We start from the raw sequence: 20,625 nt of genomic DNA on the forward strand, positions 1-20,625 counted from the left end.
GTTAAAATTTTTTGATTAAGAAAAGGCCTTCATTGAAGGCCTTTTCTAATTGGTTGGAATGCTGCTGATTAGTTGTGGCTAACCACAATCAGACGCAGTGAATCAAGCTGAACCTGAGCTTGGTTGATGTAACCCGTTAGCTCCTTGATCTGCTCGTCAATCGCTTCAATCTCTTCATCACGAATGTTCGGGTTAACCGCTTTCAGCGCTTGTAGACGTTCAAGCTCTGAATTCAGACTTTGCTGCATATCTTGCTGAGCCTGTTTGCGCACCTCTGCCACTTTCTGTTCAATAAGCACATCACCTGACTCGATCAGACGGTGCACCTCTTTTTGCACTGACGTTACAAGCTTGCTGCCAAGGTGGCGGTTTACCGGACTAAGCTGACGGTTGAAGCTTTCAAACTCAACTTGCGAAGATAAGTCGTTACCACGCGCATCCATCATCAGACGGATTGGCGTTCTCGGCAGGAAGCGAGCAATACCACTGCGTTTTGGTGCCTGTGCATCCACAGCGTAAATTAACTCAAGCAAAATGGTTCCTACAGGCAGCGCTTTATTTTTCAGCAACGAAACCGCTGATGTACCGACACCTTCACTCATCAGAAGATCGATACCACCCTGAATCATTGGATGCTCCCAACTGATAAAGTGCATGTCTTCGCGAGACAGTGCGGTTTCACGATCAAACGTGATGGTTGCGCCTTCATAAGGAAGACCAGGGTAACTTGGCACCATCATGTGTTCAGACGGCGTCACAACCAGTGCGTTTTCACCTTTGTCATCCTGATTCAAACCAATCGTATCGAACAGTGACAGAGCAAACGTGACCAGATTGGTATCGCCATCGGTTGAGGAAATTTTCTCAACAATTTGCAGCGCTTTCTCGCCACCGTTTGAGTGCATTTCCAATAGACGGTCACGACCTTGTTCTAATTGAGACTTCAGCTGTTTGTTCATTTTCGCTGATTCTTCAATGATGTCATCCAGTTCACTGGTGTCACCGGATGCCAGAATCTCAATCAAAGCATCTGAGTACTTATCGTAAACCGCACGGCCAGTCGGACAGGTCTCAGCAAACGCATTCAAACCTTCGTCGAACCAACGTGCAAGAATCGCTTGCGAAGTCCCCTTCAGGTAAGGGACATGAATATCGATGTCGCGGTTTTGGCCGATACGGTCTAAACGGCCAATACGCTGTTCAAGCAAATCAGGGTTGAACGGCAAATCGAACATCACTAACTGGTTAGCAAACTGGAAGTTACGACCTTCTGAGCCGATTTCGCTACAGATAAGAACCTGTGCGCCGCCCTCTTCTTGCGCGAAGTAAGCGGCTGCTTTATCACGCTCAATAATTGACATGCCTTCGTGGAAAACTGTCGCACGGATGCCTTCACGTTCACGCAATGCCTGCTCTAGTTGCAAAGCCGTACTCGCGCGAGAAGCAATCACCAGAATCTTATCACTGCGTTTCTCTTTTACTTTTTCAAGTAGCCAGTTCACGCGCGAGTCGAATTGCCACCAGCTTGAATCATCACCTTCAAACTCCTGGAAGATTTCTTCTGGGTAAAGGTTTTTCATCGCACGCGCTTCAGAGCTCATCTTGCCGCCAATCATACCGGCTACACGCATTGACGTGCTGTACTGCTGCGGAATATCCATCGGCATTAAGTGCACATTACGCACCGGGAAGCCCTTGATTGCAGCACGTGTGTTACGGAACAGAACACGGCCAGTACCATGACGATCCATCAGGTTGTCGATAAGCTCCTGACGTGCCGACGCTTTCGACTCTTCGTCACTGTCGCTTTCGATAATACGGAACAGTGGCTCAACATCCTGCTCAGACAACAATTCCGTGATCTGGTTTTTAGCTTCATCAGGCAGTTTTTCGCCAGAGAACAGTGCCGTAATCGCATCGGCAACCGGAGCGTATTGCTCTTCTTCCTCAACAAACGCTTCGTAATCGTAGAAACGATCTGAATCAAGCAGGCGCAGACGAGCGAAGTGGCTCTCTCGACCTAACTGTTCAGGCGTCGCGGTGAGTAGCAATACGCCTGGTGTACGTTCCGCCAAGCCTTCAACGACCTGGTATTCACGGCTTGGCTTGTCCTGACTCCACTCTAGATGGTGTGCCTCATCGACAACCAACAGATCCCACTCACCTTCCAGAGCTTGCTCAAAACGCTTACGGCTCTTACGTAGGAAATCCAATGAACACAATACATATTGCTGGGTATCAAATGGGTTTTCTGCATCCGCGAATGCTTCGATACAGCGCTCTTCATCAAAGATGGAGAAGTGAAGGTTGAAGCGACGCATCATTTCAACCAGCCATTGGTGTTGCAGGGTTTCTGGCACCACGATCAGAATACGTTCGGCACGACCTGACAATACCTGTTGGTGAATGATCATGCCCGCTTCGATGGTTTTACCCAGACCTACTTCATCCGCCAATAGCACACGTGGTGCGTGGCGACGCCCAACTTCATGGGCAATATAAAGCTGGTGAGGGATCAAGCCCGCACGCATACCGCAAAGACCACGCATTGGGCTCTTATGTTGTTCAAACTGATTGGTTAACGCACGGTAACGCAGAACAAAGTTGTCCATACGGTCGATTTGACCCGCGTACAACTTATCTTGAGGTTTGTTGAAACGAATGTGGTTGCTCAGGAAGATTTCACGCAGCACCACCGCCGTTTCTTGTGTGTCTTCACGAGTACCGAAGTAGGTATACAGACCTTCATCTTCCAGCACTTCTTCGACTTTCAGAGACCAACCTTCCTGGCAATCGATAACATCACCAACGTTAAACGTGACTCGGGTAACAGGTGCATCATTACGTGCGTAAACTCGGTTTTCTTCTGATGCTGCGAACATCAATGTCACAGTACGAGCATCCATCGCGACTACTGTACCTAAACCTAAATCGCTTTCCGTATCGCTAATCCAGCGCTGCCCCAAAGCAAATGTCATGAATTGACTACCTCGTTATTAATTCTTGATTCGTATTTCTGTTGGTCTACTCATGCCCATGGCATGGATAATAGTTTAGATCTGATTCTGGCTTCTGCTACGCCTATCGAACTTGTCATGCCACTTATTAGCTGAACCATTTTAAGCCCGCTCAACATGATAAATTGGCCTTCGCTTGTGCCCAGAAAAGGTCGCTAATATTACTTTAAGCTGTGATTTAGGTCACGCCGAAACCGCGCCAAGCGGAAACTTTTTTTCCCAAATTTATGCTGCAATCAAATTGTAAAAAACTCGTGGCAATTATTAAGTTGCCACAGGCAAATATTACGTATACTTTTGATTAGGAGCGTTTAAATTCATTGCATATACCATCGCATGTAAATTAGACGCATAGGTACACGATTAGGATCAACACGGGTTTGCATAAGTTGTCTTGCTACTCGGTTGCGCACTAACCGACGATAGTCCGACAACCTCTATTGCAAGCAATCAGAGTTAGGCCATTTCACACTTTACATGGCAGAACAATTCGCAAGCAAAGCCACTTTTTTGGCAAGGAGACGCTATGGGCGATACCGATCGGAAACTGTTTGTACTTGATACCAATATCCTTCTTCACGAACCCTTCGCTATATTCTCTTTCAAAGAACACGATGTCGTCATACCTATGACCGTTTTGGAAGAGCTCGACCGAATTAAAGACAGCAAACGTGATGTTGCACGAGATGCACGTGTTGCAATTCGTGCGCTGGAAGACATGTTTAAAGATGCCACGCCAGATGAAATTTCAGAAGGCATTCCGGTATCGAAAGACAGCCCAGAACAAGGTTCTATTTCCATTTTGGCGGATTTTGAATTGCAGGAAACCGTCAAAGCCTTCGCCGACAAAGCCGGTGACAACCGCATTCTCAATGCAGTGCTTTATCTGCAAAACAAACGTGCCCCACGTGAAGTGGTGCTGGTGACTAAAGACATCAACATGCGTCTTCGTGCCAAAGGAGCTGGCGTACGCTATGTTGAAGATTACCGAACAGACCAACTGATTGATGATGTTCAATACCTAACCAAAGGCTTTCAGCTACGTGAAGGGGATTTCTGGAGTGGTATTGACGAGGTCGACAGCTATGCTCTGGGCGGAAAAACCTACCATAAACTGAGCCGAGAACCGTTTGACCCAACATTCCTTAACCAGTATGTGATTGATGAAGATAGCGACTTTGCAGCCCGCGTTGAAACCATCGATGACGATAAGCTAACGTTACTTGATCTCAGCCGTGAACGTATGATGCATCGTCGCGCCTGGGATATTACCCCGAAAAACATCTATCAGGCGATGGCCCTAGATGCATTGCTCGACCCTGATATTGACTTAGTGATTCTCACGGGTGCGGCAGGTAGTGGTAAAACACTGTTAGCCATGGCAGCAGCACTTGAGCAGACCATCGAGAAGAAGATGTTCGATAAAATCATCGTAACGCGCAATACACCAGATATTGGCGAATCCATTGGTTTCCTGCCTGGCACTGAAGAGGAGAAAATGATGCCGTGGTTGGCGGCGGTCACCGATACGCTGGAAGCGCTGCATAAAAATGATCACTGTACAGAAGGCTCAATGAAGTACATTTGCGATAAAGCCAACATTCAGTTTAAGTCGATTAACTTTATGCGCGGCCGTTCGATTCAAAATGCGTTCGTGCTTCTCGATGAGTGTCAGAACTTAACCGCTTCGCAAATCAAGACCATCATCACCCGCTGTGGCGAAGGCACTAAGATTGTCTGTTCCGGTAACCTGGCGCAGATTGACTCTCACTACCTCACACCTGTGACTTCAGGCTTGACCTACATGGTTGAACGCTTTAAGAACTTTGAAGGCAGTGCAAACATTCACCTTAACGGCGTGGTTCGTAGCCGTCTGGCAGAGTTTGCTGAAGAGAATATGTAAACTGAAGATCCTAGGTTCTGGGAGACTAGGGCCTAGGAAAAACTGGACACTTCGCTTAAGAAAGATCCTAGGCTCTAGGTGACTAGGTCCTAGGATTGATCGTTGATGCTTTGGTTCTCTGGAATGACGATTAAATAAGTTGAATACGGAGCGCTTCGCTCACGGAATAAAGAGTACGCGAAGGAATCGAGTCTATATTCCGTTCCCCGTAATCTGTAATCTGTAATCCCAATAAGCACCATCTAGGACCTAGAACCTAGGATCCTAGAACCTTATCAGCCTCGAACCTTGTCTATTCCGTCCCACCAACCGTCAGTGAGTCAAGCTTCAACGTAGGCTGACCAACACCGACAGGGACACTTTGTCCTGCTTTACCACACACGCCCACGCCTTTGTCGATGCTAAGATCATTACCAACCATTGAAACTTGCTGCATTGCCTCAATACCTGAACCAATCAGTGTTGCACCTTTCACCGGACGCGTAATTTTACCGTCTTCAATCAAGTAAGCTTCTGAAGCTGAAAACACAAATTTACCTGAAGTAATATCGACCTGACCACCACCAAAGTTTGGCGCATACAACCCCTTCTTCACTGTCGAGATAATCTCTTCAGGCGTGTGTTGACCCGGCAACATGTAAGTGTTGGTCATGCGCGGCATTGGCAGGTGCGCGTAAGACTCACGGCGGCCGTTACCTGTAGGCTTCACACCCATCAGGCGCGCGTTCAGCTTGTCTTGCATGTAGCCTTTCAACACACCATTTTCGATCAGTGTATTGTACTGACCATTCACACCTTCATCATCCACGTTCAATGAACCACGCAGATCTTTTAGAGTGCCATCGTCGACAATAGTACAAAGCGGTGAGGTAACTTGCTGCCCCATTTTGCCTGAGAATACCGACGACTCCTTGCGGTTGAAATCACCTTCCAGACCGTGGCCTACCGCTTCGTGCAGCAAAACACCCGGCCAGCCAGAGCCAAGCACTACAGGCATCATACCAGCAGGTGCCGCTTCTGCTTCTAGATTAACCAAAGCCATGCGAATCGCTTCGTCAGCATAATGGAACGCCTGCTTCACTCCATCCGTTTCAGAAAGGAAGAAATCGTAACCAAAACGACCACCGCCACCAGCACTACCGCGTTCACGGCGATCACCTTTCTGAGCTAATACACTAATAGAAAGGCGCACTAACGGGCGGATATCTCCAGCGTACGTACCGTCCGTCGCTGCAACTAACATTTGTTCGTGCACACCACTTATGCTGATAGATACTTCTTTGATCAGCGGTTCTTTCGTGCGGATATAGGCATCGAGCGATTTGAGCAATTCAGTTTTTTGCTGCTTTTCCCAGCCAGCCAGTGGGTTAACCGCCGCATAATAAGTTTGGTTATCAGTGCGTTGAAATGCCTGAACCTTACCATTTTGTCCTTGCTGGGCAATGCCGCGCGCTGCGATAGCACTTTGCTTAAGACCTTCGAGATTAATCTGGTCTGAATAAGCAAAACCAGTTTTTTCGCCGGTCACCGCACGAACGCCGACACCGCAATCAATATTAAAAGAGCCGTCTTTGATGATGCTGTCTTCCAGAACCAGAGACTCATGCCAGCTGGACTGAAAGTAAATGTCCGCATAATCGATCTGGCGTGTTGCAATACTCGCTAATGTGTCAGCAATGTCTTGCTCTGTCAGACCGTTTTGGGCGATGAGTGCCTGTTCTATTTGGTTTGTGCTCATAGTTAGCTCTTTTATTTCCGTCTCAATTCATTTTGAAAGCGACTGTGTTGAGTCAGCGGCATATTCTGCCTTACTTGCTGGCTTTGTGACAAATCTATCTCAGCCACCAACAATCCTACCTGGCCTTGAAGTTGTTTATGTATCCGCCCCCACGGGTCAATAACCATGGAATGCCCCCATGTTTTACGACCACCAGGATGTGTGCCGGTTTGGTTACTGGCCAGAACCCAGCACTGGGTTTCTATAGCGCGAGCGCGTAACAATATTTCCCAGTGAGCTTCACCGGTAACCGCCGTAAAGGCTGCGGGGACGACAATAACCTCAGCCCCCGCCAAACGCAGCTCTTTGTATAATTCAGGAAAACGCACGTCATAGCAAATACTCAGGCCAATACTGCCGATATCTGTTTCTGCGACAACAATTTGATTGCCCGCCGTAAATGTATCGGATTCACGGTAACTACCATGCCCGTCTGCTACTTCAACGTCAAACATGTGTAGTTTGTCATAGTGGGCAATACACTTACCATGAGGCGGTAGAACCAGTGTAGTGGTCGTGACACCCCGAGCGGCTTGAATAGGCATACTGCCCACAATCAGAGTCAGTTGGTGATGTTTGGCGATATCAGCCAGACGCTGTTGAATCGCGCCACTGCCGAGCGGCTCAGCATGTTGATGGTACTCTTCACGGCTGGCAAACAACACACAATTTTCCGGCGTTAGCACGAGTTTTACACCCTGCTTTGCTGCCAAAGCACACTGCTCGTCGATAAACGCCAGATTTTCTTCGATATCTGGTCCCGAAGTCATTTGAATGATACCAACACGTTCCATGTGCTACCTTTTCCTTACCTTGATTAAATAAGCGTGATTATTTGGTCTGCTCTCGCAGCTTTTCAGGCAGTTTATATTCACCCTTACTGCGTGATATTTCTTTTACTGTCGGCGAATCAAGAGGCCCTTTTACTTCGTAATTAACTTGAGTAAAGACCTCAACCACTGGTGAAATCACGGTGGAGATAGCCAGAACATACAAGGCCGTCTGAGGCGCTACCGCGAATGCTGTCAACATTGGTATCCCAGAGGTAATATCCGGAGTGAACTTTACTTCAGCGTCTACCATTCTACTGCTGACATTTGCGATACCACGAATTTGCATTTCCCCCGCCAGCGCATCCATCACTATATCATTGGTGATAAACACACCATCCTGAATTTTGCCCGTGCCAGTGATCGAATTGAAAGCCATGCCTTTATCAAACACGTCGGTAAAATCGAGCTGCATCTTGCGAATAATAGAATCAAGACTGAATAAACCTAGCAGACGCGCGGCACCGCTTACTTCACTGATCACCCCTTTTCCGAACTCTGTTGATACATCACCTTGTAATGTTTGAGTCTTCATAGACCAAGGGGCACCGTCCCATTCCATGTTGGCATTAATCTCGAAGGGAGCCTGCTGAATACCAGAAGTTATGCCAAAACGCTCCATAAGATCCGTGTTGTTATCACCCTTAATTTTCATGATCAGATTAGAATGGCTGTGTTCATTATTCAGATCCCACCAGCCGCTCATATCAATACGGTTTTTCCCGCTACTGAAGGTGATATTTTTCCACTCCATACGGTCACCATGACGCTGTAAGTCAACGTTCACTTTGCCAACTTTGTAACCTTGCAGCCAAAAATCATCAATCTTCAAGCTTAAGTTTGGCATCTCAGCATGAAACTGACGGTCAAAATCAGTGATTAGCGGTGCACTTTGATCTTCACGAGCAAAAATAGAGGTCCGCTCTTTTGCTATTTTCTCATAGTCCGGGATGTACAAATGAAGACGATCCAGTGACACCGACAAATTGTCAGGCGTAAGGTAATTCGCTTTTCCTTTCACTTCTTGGCTGTTCACCTGCATCTGCCAGCTTAAGTTCTTTTTGCTGGCACTGAAATCAACGTCGTGAAATTCAATCTTGCCAAGCTTGACACTCTGCGCATTGAGTTCGATACGAGATGGCAAAGGGATAGTCGGCGTTTTCATATTAGAGAGCACAGAACGTGCATCACTGGTTGGCACTTTTGCCAGTTCAAGCCATTTATCCAGATCAATTTCGTCGAGCTGAATGGAAGCATCATGCCCCGTAATTGGGCTCATTCTGAATCCGCCCTGCCCAAGCGTCAGGTGAGTGGCCGTTAAGACCGGGGCCTCACCGGAGATATCAATCTCAGTCTGATATTTTGCATTTGGGATTTCTAAGCGAGCCGAGATACTTTCCTGATTGCCAGAGGCCTGCAACTTCGCCTGCCCTGATTTACCCTCTTTTTTCGCCAGAGGATATGGATACTGACTTGCCAGACGATTGAGCTCAGCTAACACATCAACCTGATAAGTAAATCCAACATCATTGAGCTGCAAATCGATATCCATTTGCCATGGCGCATGACCAGAAACTAGGTTCAGCCAACGTTCTCCAAGGTAAGGTTTGAGTGGTTCAACGTCCCAATCACCCAAAGTATCGATAGTAACGTCATAGCCTTGATCTGAGCTTTCACCACGAAAATCCAGAGAGATCGGTTGTGTTAATAACTCAGCTGCGAGACCCGAAGTCGTTACCACATCGTTATCAAAATTAATCCGCCCTGTCGCCTTTTCCAGCGTCATTGGTGGAGACTCTATATCGACTCGATTATCTTCTAGATCGGCATAGCCCCACGCTCTTGCCTCTGTTCCTGCATGAAAAGGAATATTAAGCTGGAACTCGGAATAAACCGGACCACTGACTTGTAAAGCGGTCAATGCCGCGCCAACTGAATCCACCAATGGCGTTGCCATCATATAGTCACGGACTTCGTTACCCGGCGCACTGGCTTTGGCTTCAATTTCAATATGTCCGTCCGGAGCCAATTGCGGAATTCGGCCCGTGATTCGCTTAGCGGTAACACCGTCCAGTGTTGCTGATTTTGAATCCAGGTACATGGCATCATTTTCAAACAACAAATCCAGCTGTAAATCAGTGATGGTTGGCCATGCGGTATCAAAACTGAATTTCGCGTCTTTTAGCCCAACCCACGCCTGAAACATGCCATTGTGTTCTTGATATGGAAAGTCACCAAGTTCTCCGTACCACAATAGCTTTGCAGTATTGACTTTACCGCCTTGAATCGCGGTAGAGAGATAATCGGTGAGATCTTGCCCTAAAGCTAAGGTTGGTAAGTAACGCCAGGTTTCACCTGCATTGTAAAGATCCGCTTCGGCATAAAATGACAAGAATGGGCTGCTATCTTTCGGGAAGTCCAGGCGAAAAGCACCCAACACCTGTAGATCCGGCGTTGCAGCAGTCACCTTATCTGCCCACAAGCGCCAGCCTTGGTCATCTTTCTGCCATACGATATCAACTTCGCCTTGCTTAATATTCAGTGGTGCCTGAAACACATCGCCATAAGGCAAGACATCGTCAATAACCGTTACCTTCGCTTGGGCCTGATTCACATCTCCAGATACGGTGCCCTGAACATGATGAAAACCGGGTAGTAACTTCCACTGTGTTAAGCCTAGTTCATCCAGTTCAGCGGAATAACGCAACGTGTCTAAGCCGCCAGTCATCGATAGGCGGATGTCTTCCACTAGCCCTTTAGGTTGTAACTGGCTGATGAGGTCACTGGTTGATTCAGACTCTGGGGCAAGCTTGATCAGCGGCGTGACAGACTCAATATCAATTTGAGACAGATTGAGCATCCACCCGGAAGGCTGCCAATCAAACGCCACATCCAGTTCTGGCCAGGATTTATCATCTGTTCGGAGTTGAAGTGAGTGACCATTCACTTTCCAGCCTTCTTTATCTGGTAACAGTTTAAAGAAACCAGATTCGATGAATAGTTGATGACTGCCATTTTCATTCCAGACTAACTCAGAAGGCTGTAACTCAACATAAGCATCTCTGGGCTGGCTGTGCTTCAGGGTTAACCAGGTGTTCAGGCTCACTTTGCCCGACTCTACACCTGACTCGCTCTGCATATAACTGGTCAGCCAGGGTGCGACAGAGACGTCTTGTGCGCTGATATAAAACTCTCCCGAGACATCACGCAATGAGCCATGGTCTCTGAAGTTAGCATTGACTAACAGAGAATTAATATTAGCATCTGAAATACTGACCGTACCTTCTGCTAAGTGCCGCTTCCCCTGATTGCTCCAACGAAGTTGATCGATATCCAGTCGTCTGGTTTCCCCAGAAACGGATTTATACCAGATACGTGAATCTGTGATGGTGAAGTCTTCAAACTGACGCAGCAGAAGTGAGTCTAACTGGTCGATAAGCTTCACTTCACTCTTTTCTGCCGTCAGGACAGGATGTTGAGTTTCGGCATCGGGCAAAATGCTCACGCTGCGAATATCCAGCGCCAAATTGTGGATAGTCAGGTCCGCCACAACCGGTTTGAACTGAAGGAAAGACTGAATTAAATCAAATTCAATTTGAATCTCATCCACCGCAAAGCGCACGTCCTGATTATTAGGTAGCTTGGCTTTCAGGCCGATTAAGTTAATCGATGGATGGCTGTTTCGCCATGAACCAGCAACGCTGGAGATAGAAAAGTCAAAACCTGAACTTTGTCTGACCCAGGTTTTGATCTCATCCTGGAAATGGTCAAGTTGTGGTAATGCAACGCGAAGTGTCGTCACAACAATGGCGACGACAACTAAAACAGTGGCTAAGCTCCACGCACAAAAACGCCCCAAACGGTTAAAACCAGAATTCACAAATGTCCCAATTACATCATTACGACGTCAAACTGTTCCTGAATGTACAGGGGCTCAGCCTGAATTCGAACTTGCTTACCAATAAAGACCTCGAGTTCTGCCAACGCATGTGATTCATCACCAAGAAGCGCTTCTGCAACGAACGGAGAAGCGTAAACAACAAAGTTGTCTGCATCGTATGCCCGGTTGACTCGAGTAATCTCACGCAGAATCTCGAAACATACGGTTTCTACCGTTTTAACCGTTCCGCGACCTTCACAAGTAGGACAACCAGAACAGAGAATATGTTCAATACTTTCACGCGTGCGTTTACGGGTCATCTCAACCAGACCCAGCTGAGTAAAGCCGTTAATGTTGGTTTTGACCCTGTCTTTAGATAATGCGGTTTCCAGTGACGTGAGTACTCGCTTACGATGCTCTTCTGATGACATATCGATAAAGTCGATAATGATGATGCCGCCGAGATTGCGCAAGCGCAGCTGACGTGCAATTGCCTGAGTGGCTTCAATATTAGTGTTGAAGATCGTCTCTTCTAAATTGCGACGACCAACAAACGCGCCCGTATTGATATCAATCGTCGTCATCGCTTCTGTTTGGTCGATGATCAGATAGCCACCAGACTTAAGCTCAACCTTACGCTCCAATGAACGCTGGATTTCGTTCTCCGTATCGTACATATCGAAGATAGGTTTATCACCTTCATACAGCTCAAGTTTATCGGTGAGTTCTGGTACATATTCAGAAGTGAATTCTTGCAGGTTGTCGTATTCCAGACGTGAATCGACCAAAATCTTATCCAGTTCCGTTCCGACAAAATCACGCAATATACGCTGAGCGAGCCCCAGTTCACCATAAAGCGTAGAACGTGTTTTGTATTTAGAACGACGTTCCATGACTTTCAGCCATAAGCGTTTTAAAAATGCCGCATCCTGAGAAAGCTCTTTCTCATCGGCACCTTCTGCCGCGGTACGGATAATGAAGCCACCATGTTCATCACAGTATTGATTGACGACTTTCTTCAAACGCTCACGTTCACGTTCACTTTCAATACGTTGAGATACACCGACGTGGCTTGCTCCCGGCATGAAAACCAGATAACGGGAAGGGAGTGTAATATCAGTAGTTAAACGTGCACCTTTTGTACCAAGCGGATCTTTAACCACTTGCACGACGATATCCTGGCCCTGACGAACCAACTCAGAAATATCGCGGACCTGAAACTGCTGTTTTTCGTTTTCAGCGACGCACTCTGTATGCGGTACGATATCAGACGCATGCAGAAACGCCGCTTTGTCTAAACCGATATCAACAAAAGCCGCCTGCATACCTGGCAGTACGCGACTGACTTTGCCTTTGTATATATTGCCTACGATACCGCGACGGGATTCGCGCTCGATATGAACTTCTTGCAGTACTCCACCTTCAATCATGGCCACTCGAGTTTCACTCGGGGTCACGTTTAGCAGCAATTCAGCACTCATGTGCACACCTCAAAATAATTATAAAAATTCTTGAATTAGCTGATCGGTTTCGAACAAAGGTAAGCCTACTACAGCGTGATAACTGCCTTCGATTCGGGTGACAAAGCGCCCTCCGAGTCCCTGAATACCATAACTTCCAGCTTTATCGCATGGTTCTCCCGACTGCCAATATTGTTCGATTTCTTGGGGCGTCAATGGCTTGAACCATACGTCAGTGATGACTACTACTGACTGTTGTTGTTGTGATGAAACGACACTTACCGCGGTCATCACCTGATGGCGACGTCCGGATAAACGGGTGAGCATACGTTTCGCATCTTCAAAATTTTGGGGTTTCTCCAACACCTGATCGTCGCATACCACAACCGTGTCAGAGCCCAATACAACGGAATCAGGCTTAGCCATAGCTAAGCCTGCCTGAGCTTTTTCCAAAGAAAGACGCAGTACGTAGTCACGCGCCTGCTCATTGGCCTGTTTGGCCTCTTCAACATCAGGTAAGACGATGTCAAAGTCGTAACCCAATTGAGCAAGCAACTCTTTTCTTCTTGGAGAGCCCGAAGCGAGTACGAGTGATAAGCCTGCTTTCACACTATTACCTGACGTGCCAAGCTCGACGCACTCGTCGCATTAGTAAAAACATCCATGGCCAAAGTATACAGTTTATTGCCGCGGTCCACAGAGATAATGGGTTAAATACTACGTCCTGGTTCAAATATTCTCCAAAGAATACCAACAGTTCCAGTAGCACGGTAAAAAAGGCAATCAAAATCGACTGTTGCCATAACGCCATGTTTCGGATCAGTAAGAAATTCAGCGCAACCAGATAGATGACTATCGACATCATCATTCCCCGAATGCCCAACGTCGAACCGACCAATATGTCCCACACCAAACCCAAAATTAAAGCAGTACCGACATTGACTCGGTTTGGTAACGCTAATACCCAGTAGCAGGTCACCAAAAACAGCCACGACGGACGAAATAGTTCTAGCATTCCCGGCCAGGGAATCGTCTGTAGCACCAGCGCAATAAAGAAACTAACGCCAATAACCATTCGGCTACGAAATACATTACTGGCCATCAATTACCTCTTGTTGTTCTTCTTGCTCTTCTTCTTCATCCACGTTGGACTGCAATACTTTGTGCTGACGATCTTCATTCGGCCAGATAAGTAGCAAGTATCTCAGACGATCAAACTCAACCACAGGTTCGGCTTTGATCGCAGCGAATTCCTGACGAGTGTCGTGATCCACTTTCGTGACATTGGCTACCGGATAACCTTCCGGGTAAATACCACCCAGTCCCGATGTGACCAACAGATCACCCACCTGGATATCAGTACTGGTCGGAATATGTTCCAGTTGGATTTCGTCTATTTCACCATTACCCGATGCAATCACCCGGATATCATTACGGATCACCTGAACAGGAATCGCATTCTTGGCATCCGTCAGCAACAATACGCGAGCATTATGCGCGGCAACAAACGTGACCTGACCGACAATGCCTTTTTCGTTGATAACGGGCTGACCTACGTAAACACCATCGATCTGACCTTTATCAATCACCACTTGATGGCGATAAGGTGACGTATCGACGGCCATCACTTCTGTCACGACTTTCTTTTCATCCCGGACGAATGAAGAGCCTAAGAGCTTACGTAAACGCTGGTTTTCTTCTTTATACTGGTCAAGCAAGATCAGCTCGCTTTTCTGGCGTAGCACTTCTCGCTTTAAATTACGGTTGTCTTCAACCAACGTCTGACGTGTGTTAAAACGCTCGAATACACCATCGAACATACTGCGCGGTAAGTTCGCCGCATACTGAATCGGCGCAACCATACTGTTCAATAAATATCGGACGTTGGAAAACGTGTCCAGACGACTATCAGCCAGCATTAAGCTCGCCGACACGATGACAGCTAAAAACAGACGTAATTGCAGAGACGGGCCTCTGCCAAAGATCGGTTTCATCTTGTTTTTGACCTGATTGCTTCCATAGTTATTGAGCCTAAATTGGCAACCTAAAATCTTTCATAGAATAGTTTCAGGTATGGAGCATGTTTGAATTACAGAGAGCAGAAATGAAGGTGAAGCTCATTTTGAGCTTCACCTAAACTTTTATTCTTCAGAAAATAGATCGCCACCGTGCATGTCGATCATTTCTAGTGCTTTACCGCCACCACGAGCCACACATGTCAGTGGATCCTCTGCGATAACAACTGGGATACCCGTTTCTTCCATCAGTAGACGATCGAGATCTTTCAGTAGTGCACCACCACCAGTCAGAACCATACCATTCTCAGAAATATCAGAAGCCAGTTCTGGTGGGCACTGCTCCAGTGCAACCATTACCGCAGATACTATGCCAGATAGCGGTTCTTGTAGCGCTTCCAGGATCTCGTTTGAGTTCAGGCTGAAGCTACGAGGCACACCTTCTGCAAGGTTACGGCCGCGAACTTCAATCTCTAGAACTTCATCACCTGGGTAGGCTGAACCGATCTCGTGTTTGATCTTTTCTGCTGTCGCTTCACCAATTAAGCTACCGTAGTTACGGCGCACATAATTGATAACGGCTTCATCAAAGCGGTCACCACCGATACGAACAGAAGAGGAGTAAACCACACCGTTTAGAGAGATAACCGCAACTTCAGTCGTACCACCACCGATATCGACCACCATTGAACCCGTCGGTTCAGAGACACGCAGACCTGCACCGATTGCTGCCGCCATCGGCTCATCGATTAGGTAAACTTCACGAGCGCCCGCACCTAGAGCAGATTCACGAATCGCACGGCGTTCAACTTGAGTAGAACCACAAGGAACACAAACTAGTACACGTGGGCTTGGTTTTAAAATGCTGTTATCGTGCACTTGCTTAATGAAGTGTTGCAGCATTTTTTCAGTCACGTAGAAGTCAGCAATTACGCCGTCTTTCATCGGACGAATAGCAGAAATGTTACCGGGTGTACGACCAAGCATTTGCTTTGCGGCATGACCAACTGCAGCAACGCTCTTTGCAGAACCTACACGATCTTGACGAATAGCAACTACAGAAGGTTCATCAAGGACAATACCTTGCCCCTTTACGTAAATTAGAGTGTTGGCTGTACCTAAATCGATCGATAAATCGTTAGAAAACATGCCACGAAGTTTCTTAAACATACTCTTCGTTCATCCTGCAAAAATATTAAAGACAAAAATTGTCCTAAATGTACCAATGCCTCGCTTTTACAGCAAGGCATTGGTACACAAACATGAGTGGAAAGCCCCAATTTCTTGCAGTTTCCTAACTTAAGGTCAAAAAAAGGAGTTTGTTAATGCCCGGTTAATCCCGGCTCACCACGATAAATCACTCGATCATTACCACGATGAATACCGAAGGTGATCACTGAAGATGGGTTTTCTTCACGGCCATCATTGTTCCAATCGTATTTCAGCCAAGGTAAGCGATTTGCTGAATCCTCTAAGTCTAGCCAAACGCGAGTTTGTTGGCGGTAAGATTCTGCTTGCATTGCAGTAACAGAACGAGAAGTGCCTGACGCCACTTTGCCACCAGCCGCCAAAGTGACCGGTTTTGGATTTGCTCCGTCACCTGTCGGCCAAATATGTAACTCCGCCGCTGTGACACCTCTCACGTCCGTTTGGTTGTCATCGGCGTTCGCAATAAATCGCCTACCATTCCAATATTCAACTCGCAGAGGCACATGCGCTGTCGCCCCTTGGTTTCCACCGATATCATCGAGTGCAACGCGCCCAAAGCGTACGTCAGGTTGAGACAACAGCTGTTGATATACACTTCGGGGTTTACTGCCATCAAAGCCTTCATCTAGGAACAAAGTAGGATCAATATGTGCCGTTTTAGCCCCAGCATTATTATTCAGACACAATGCGATTGATGATTTTGTTGAACTATCTGAAGCAACTTTCGAGTTAAATGGACCATCGACCTTAATTGTCTTACTCCAATTAACGGAGTTATCCCAAGTTTTACGCCATACAGCCCCAGACCAATTTTTACTCGTCAAATCAGAATCGAGGATATTGAGCCTCTCAGAGTACTCGCCAGATAAATAGAAATCGGCTTTCAATGCGTCAGCAAAATCACCATAGTTTTGTGTTTGTTGACCGTTAGCGTTGTACGCCGTAACTTCAAAAGCCACTGATTCAAAGTTTTGTCCCATGTAAGCAGACTCACCTTGATTATCAGCGTAGTCCCAATTTGTATCTGTCACTACAAAATGTTCAGGATAGAAACGACCTACCGTTAACTTGCCGTCTTGGATTTTAAAGGCTTTACTACCAAGGTACAGAGATTTACCCAGCTCATCACCATTTTCGTCTATTGCAACAGGAGCTTTCGCGCTAAATTCAAACGCGCCGACTTCAGACACAGCTTGATCCAGCTTAACGCTACCGCGAGACCAGTTACTCGTCTCAGGTAACTCATCATTCAGAAGATTGGCTGTCGAACCTGTCAACGGATACTTAACGCTATTGCTGATTGCAATACTGTTCTCTTGATAGTTTTCGGCTACTGACCCATCATCCTGATACGCAGTAACCGTCAAATCAAAAACCTCACCCGCAGCAACAAAACCGCTTAAGCAACCGGACTCACTATTGATGCATGCGCCATTTTTGTTGCCACTTATTGCGCTTAATTCAAGTCGAGCAGGGAAGCTGACAAAGCTACCAAAGCCTTCAGAGTCATTAACACCGTCAACACTCGCCTTCAGTTTCACTTGACCAGCTTCAGCATATTTAAGCTTAAAGAACGCTTTGCCATTTCCGTCAAAGTAAACATTTGGCAAATACACGCTACTCTTCGTCAAGTCGATCGATGAGCTCCATTGCGGAGCATTATCTCCAACCTTTTTCTGATAAGTAATCGAAACTGGTTGCGAACGGTCCACTGGTGCTACCTCATAATCAATGGACATATTTACACCACGAGACTCACCATTTTCTTCCGAACGAGTTGAGCAAAATGACAGATAGTCTCCCCCATCTGTCTGTCGGCTAGCCACAACATCACTCACATTCACAGCAAGAACGCTTTGAGAAAAAGTTACATTGCAGTTAGCCGCAGATAATGGCCCACCGTTGATGCGACAACGTGCCCCTTCAAAACCAAACTGTGGAACAGAACTTTGAGCCACACCTAGTGTAACTTGCCCTGCTCTTGAACCTTGAAGCTCCAGTTGCGTTTCATTTTCAAACTTAACAATTGTGCCATCAACCCAGTTAGCAACGTTGTTCCCAACTGATGGAAGCAGCGTCACGGAGAGCGGTGTTGAACTCCCGTCGTTATAAGTATCTCGAGGGTACTGTTCCGTGCAACTCTCATTCATACATGCGCGAAGTGTTACATCAGAAGTTTGACAAGTGCTGCCAGAGCCAGAATAGTCAAACTCGAAGTGATGTACACCGTTCGTGATTTTTTGATATTCATCCGCACAAACTTGGAAGTTATCGACCGCATGCGTGTTCGTGTCATAACCTGTTGAAGCCGTTACCGATAGGCGGAAGTTTTCTGGTTTATAGCTAAAGCCGCCTTTATCTAAAACGTCAAACTCATCGATGACTCGATCCCATCCGCCATTTTTTCCTACTTTTCGAAATACAGCTAACGTCACAGTATCGGAGTTACGTGAGTTTAGAACCACTTTATAACGATGCAGTTTATCTCTTCGGTTATCCAAAGAACCGCTGTACTTTTTCTCAGTAATAAACGGGTAGCCTTTTAGCCACTTACCATTGCTATCTCTAGCACCAGAACCACGCACCACGACGTTATCTGAAATAGCAGATAACGTAACTTTTTCACCACCTTCTCGCCTGAAGTTGCCGTACTCATCAATACCAACAGCTAGCCAACCACCAGCGAAGCCTTCCGCATCTTCGGACACATCCGAATTTGGATAACTCTTAAGCTTCATCCCGTATCCAAGAGGGCCACCAAATGCGCCAGTCTTAGGAGGGACACTCGCGTCAGAAATCACTAACGCAACCCCATCGGCACCATTCCCGCCGTAAGCATAGTGATCAAACTCAATCTCTAAATAATTTTTGTCTGCTGGAAATGTATAATTGTACGCGGAAGCAGTGGCCTGATATTTCTTATTGGAGTTTAAAATGAAACGTCCATCAGTGACATGGGGCTCGTCACTGGTACCAAAACCCATGACTGACCAGTTTGACAGTGAACCTGAATTGAAATTTTCTTCCGGCAATAATGAACATTGCTGTGGCTGAGGAGGCATCCAACACGCTTCAGGGTAATTAGGCTTTACAACTTTAGTTGAACCTCTCATGTCTAACCATAGACTGGTGACCGCGCCGTAAATGTGCTCACTGGTATCGAGCACGATACTCTTAGCCAGAATAAAGCCTTTGAATACTTGACCTGATGCCGTCTTAAAATGAAAGCTCGCCTGTGGCCCATAAATCACAGGTAAAATGAGTTCTTCTTGAGCGGTTCGATAATCAAAATAGGCATCCTCAAGTTTAAAGTCCGTACTCAAGTTAGATCCAACAGGTTGGTTCGTACCGACAACATTAAATGTCACATTACTGCCGAAAATAAGTTTCGGGTTTGAGCCTATATTTTTAAATGTTTTTACTGTGAGTTTCGCATTGTCACTGAAGTAAAGGGATAGATCATAGCCTGAGTCATAAACAAATTCTTCAATGGTTCGTTGCCCATCCAACTGTAGATCTACCGTCTTATTGGTGTTATAGCCATTAATATCCAAGCTCTTCAGATCACGTTTCAGGCGAATAACAACCTTGCCATCAGTCTCACTGAACGAACACGCATCCGAACCTGACGAGCACACTTTTTCATAGAAGTTCGCATCAGTGTTTTGCATGCGAATAACCAGATCGCGACCAGAACTAAAAGATTTTGTAATTGGCGTAGGTTTGTTCGCTTTGCGTGTTTCAACAAGACCGTCACCACCTCCTGACTTGGCATCGTCCGGTAAACATCCCATCTTTTCGTCACAAACCTTTGAATTTGAGTTCTGATAAAGTTGCCAAGCTTGATCTCCTGAATCAAAACCTATTCTTAGTGTTTGCCAACTTTGGCCGTTGGCTTCTTGCGTGTACCTATTTTGACTATCCGCAAGATACTCAGAGGACCAACCTAACGCTCTCACTTCCGAGTTAGTCACGATGAGTTTACTCTCTGCCTGCTTCCATCCTTGAATTGGCTCAGGAAACGATTCGCAGACATTGTCAGGTACCAACCAATTAGTCACTGGCTCAGTAGCATCGGCATCACAACGAACATTGGAGATATCATATCCCTCGGTTTGCACAAGCAACTTACCGTTTTTCATGTCTTTATTCATCGTTGCAACTAAATGCCAATCTGACTGACCTTTAATTCGTCGATAGTATTTCGATAAGTTATTAGAGGGATTATGAAAAATCTCGACTTCGTAAGTTTTGTCTTTCAGCAGAGATTGCTCATTAAAATGATAATGTTTATCCCAAGAGTCAGCTCTTGACTGATGTGTATACCAGGCAACGTCATCAGGATGAGCTCCATTGTGCTGAAAATATACCGACTGATAAGCAGAACTCCCGCCCTCGACAGTAAAACTCACAGAAAAGTTTTTATTGCCAAAAACCTCACATTCCGCCCCCGATTTAATCTGCTTCGCAAGAACGGTATTCGAAACGCTAACGGCAAAGAGGACTGCTGCGAATTTGAGCCATTTATTCATTT

At 46.4% G+C, this 20,625-nt stretch carries 11 protein-coding genes; 1 reads left to right on the plus strand and 10 read right to left on the minus strand.

All coding sequences use genetic code 11. The annotated features are described in order from the left end of the window. Positions 1 to 68: 68 nt before the first annotated feature. Positions 69 to 2,978, minus strand: coding sequence for an RNA polymerase-associated protein RapA (rapA, locus tag ACWYU8_RS18905; protein WP_457521288.1), 2,910 nt, complete (start codon positions 2,976 to 2,978; stop codon positions 69 to 71). Positions 2,979 to 3,543: 565 nt separating this feature from the next. Between rapA and ACWYU8_RS18910 the strand changes: the two genes are divergently transcribed. Next, positions 3,544 to 4,920, plus strand: a complete 1,377-nt coding sequence (locus ACWYU8_RS18910; RefSeq protein ID WP_457521289.1) for a PhoH family protein — start codon at positions 3,544 to 3,546, stop codon at positions 4,918 to 4,920. Positions 4,921 to 5,212: 292 nt separating this feature from the next. On the opposite strand, the gene tldD is transcribed toward ACWYU8_RS18910, so the two are convergent. The 9 genes from tldD to ACWYU8_RS18955 form a co-directional block, all read right to left on the minus strand. Further along, positions 5,213 to 6,658 (minus strand): metalloprotease TldD, encoded by a 1,446-nt coding sequence (gene tldD, locus ACWYU8_RS18915; RefSeq protein ID WP_457521291.1) that lies wholly within the window; start codon positions 6,656 to 6,658, stop codon positions 5,213 to 5,215. Between the two features lie 11 nt (positions 6,659 to 6,669). Next, positions 6,670 to 7,491, minus strand: coding sequence for a carbon-nitrogen hydrolase family protein (locus ACWYU8_RS18920; protein ID WP_457521293.1), 822 nt, complete (start codon positions 7,489 to 7,491; stop codon positions 6,670 to 6,672). A 37-nt stretch (positions 7,492 to 7,528) separates the two neighbouring features. Continuing rightward, on the minus strand, positions 7,529 to 11,407 hold the full coding sequence (locus ACWYU8_RS18925) for a YhdP family protein (RefSeq protein ID WP_457521294.1): 3,879 nt from the start codon (positions 11,405 to 11,407) through the stop codon (positions 7,529 to 7,531). Positions 11,408 to 11,418: 11 nt separating this feature from the next. After that, positions 11,419 to 12,888 carry a ribonuclease G gene (gene rng, locus ACWYU8_RS18930; protein ID WP_457521296.1) on the minus strand — a complete coding sequence of 490 codons (1,470 nt, stop codon included), beginning with the start codon at positions 12,886 to 12,888 and terminating at the stop codon, positions 11,419 to 11,421. Positions 12,889 to 12,906: 18 nt separating this feature from the next. Continuing rightward, entirely contained in the window at positions 12,907 to 13,476 is a 570-nt protein-coding gene (locus tag ACWYU8_RS18935; RefSeq protein ID WP_457521298.1) for a Maf family protein, read from the minus strand. A 4-nt stretch (positions 13,477 to 13,480) separates the two neighbouring features. Further along, positions 13,481 to 13,969: a rod shape-determining protein MreD gene (gene mreD / locus ACWYU8_RS18940; RefSeq protein ID WP_457521300.1), complete on the minus strand. Its 489-nt coding sequence runs from the start codon at positions 13,967 to 13,969 to the stop codon at positions 13,481 to 13,483. Then, positions 13,959 to 14,861: a rod shape-determining protein MreC gene (gene mreC, locus ACWYU8_RS18945; protein WP_457521302.1), complete on the minus strand. Its 903-nt coding sequence runs from the start codon at positions 14,859 to 14,861 to the stop codon at positions 13,959 to 13,961. Before mreC ends, mreD begins: the two co-directional genes overlap by 11 nt. 147 nt (positions 14,862 to 15,008) lie before the next feature. Beyond that, positions 15,009 to 16,052: a rod shape-determining protein gene (locus tag ACWYU8_RS18950; RefSeq protein WP_014233099.1), complete on the minus strand. Its 1,044-nt coding sequence runs from the start codon at positions 16,050 to 16,052 to the stop codon at positions 15,009 to 15,011. Positions 16,053 to 16,204: 152 nt separating this feature from the next. Continuing rightward, complete coding sequence (locus ACWYU8_RS18955; RefSeq protein ID WP_457521304.1) at positions 16,205 to 20,623, minus strand: DUF6701 domain-containing protein; 4,419 nt, start codon at positions 20,621 to 20,623, stop codon at positions 16,205 to 16,207. Positions 20,624 to 20,625 lie beyond the last annotated feature (2 nt).

It is taken from the genome of Vibrio limimangrovi (assembly GCF_054064025.1).

Coding starts and splice junctions, on each gene's coding strand:
- mreD (WP_457521300.1), bottom strand. CDS start 13,969: ATGGCCAGTAATGTATTTCGTAGCCGAATGGTTATTGGCGTTAGTTTC.
- ACWYU8_RS18920 (WP_457521293.1), bottom strand. CDS start 7,491: ATGGAACGTGTTGGTATCATTCAAATGACTTCGGGACCAGATATCGAA.
- mreC (WP_457521302.1), bottom strand. CDS start 14,861: ATGAAACCGATCTTTGGCAGAGGCCCGTCTCTGCAATTACGTCTGTTT.
- rapA (WP_457521288.1), bottom strand. CDS start 2,978: ATGACATTTGCTTTGGGGCAGCGCTGGATTAGCGATACGGAAAGCGAT.
- ACWYU8_RS18955 (WP_457521304.1), bottom strand. CDS start 20,623: ATGAATAAATGGCTCAAATTCGCAGCAGTCCTCTTTGCCGTTAGCGTT.
- ACWYU8_RS18950 (WP_014233099.1), bottom strand. CDS start 16,052: ATGTTTAAGAAACTTCGTGGCATGTTTTCTAACGATTTATCGATCGAT.
- ACWYU8_RS18910 (WP_457521289.1), top strand. CDS start 3,544: ATGGGCGATACCGATCGGAAACTGTTTGTACTTGATACCAATATCCTT.
- tldD (WP_457521291.1), bottom strand. CDS start 6,658: ATGAGCACAAACCAAATAGAACAGGCACTCATCGCCCAAAACGGTCTG.
- rng (WP_457521296.1), bottom strand. CDS start 12,888: ATGAGTGCTGAATTGCTGCTAAACGTGACCCCGAGTGAAACTCGAGTG.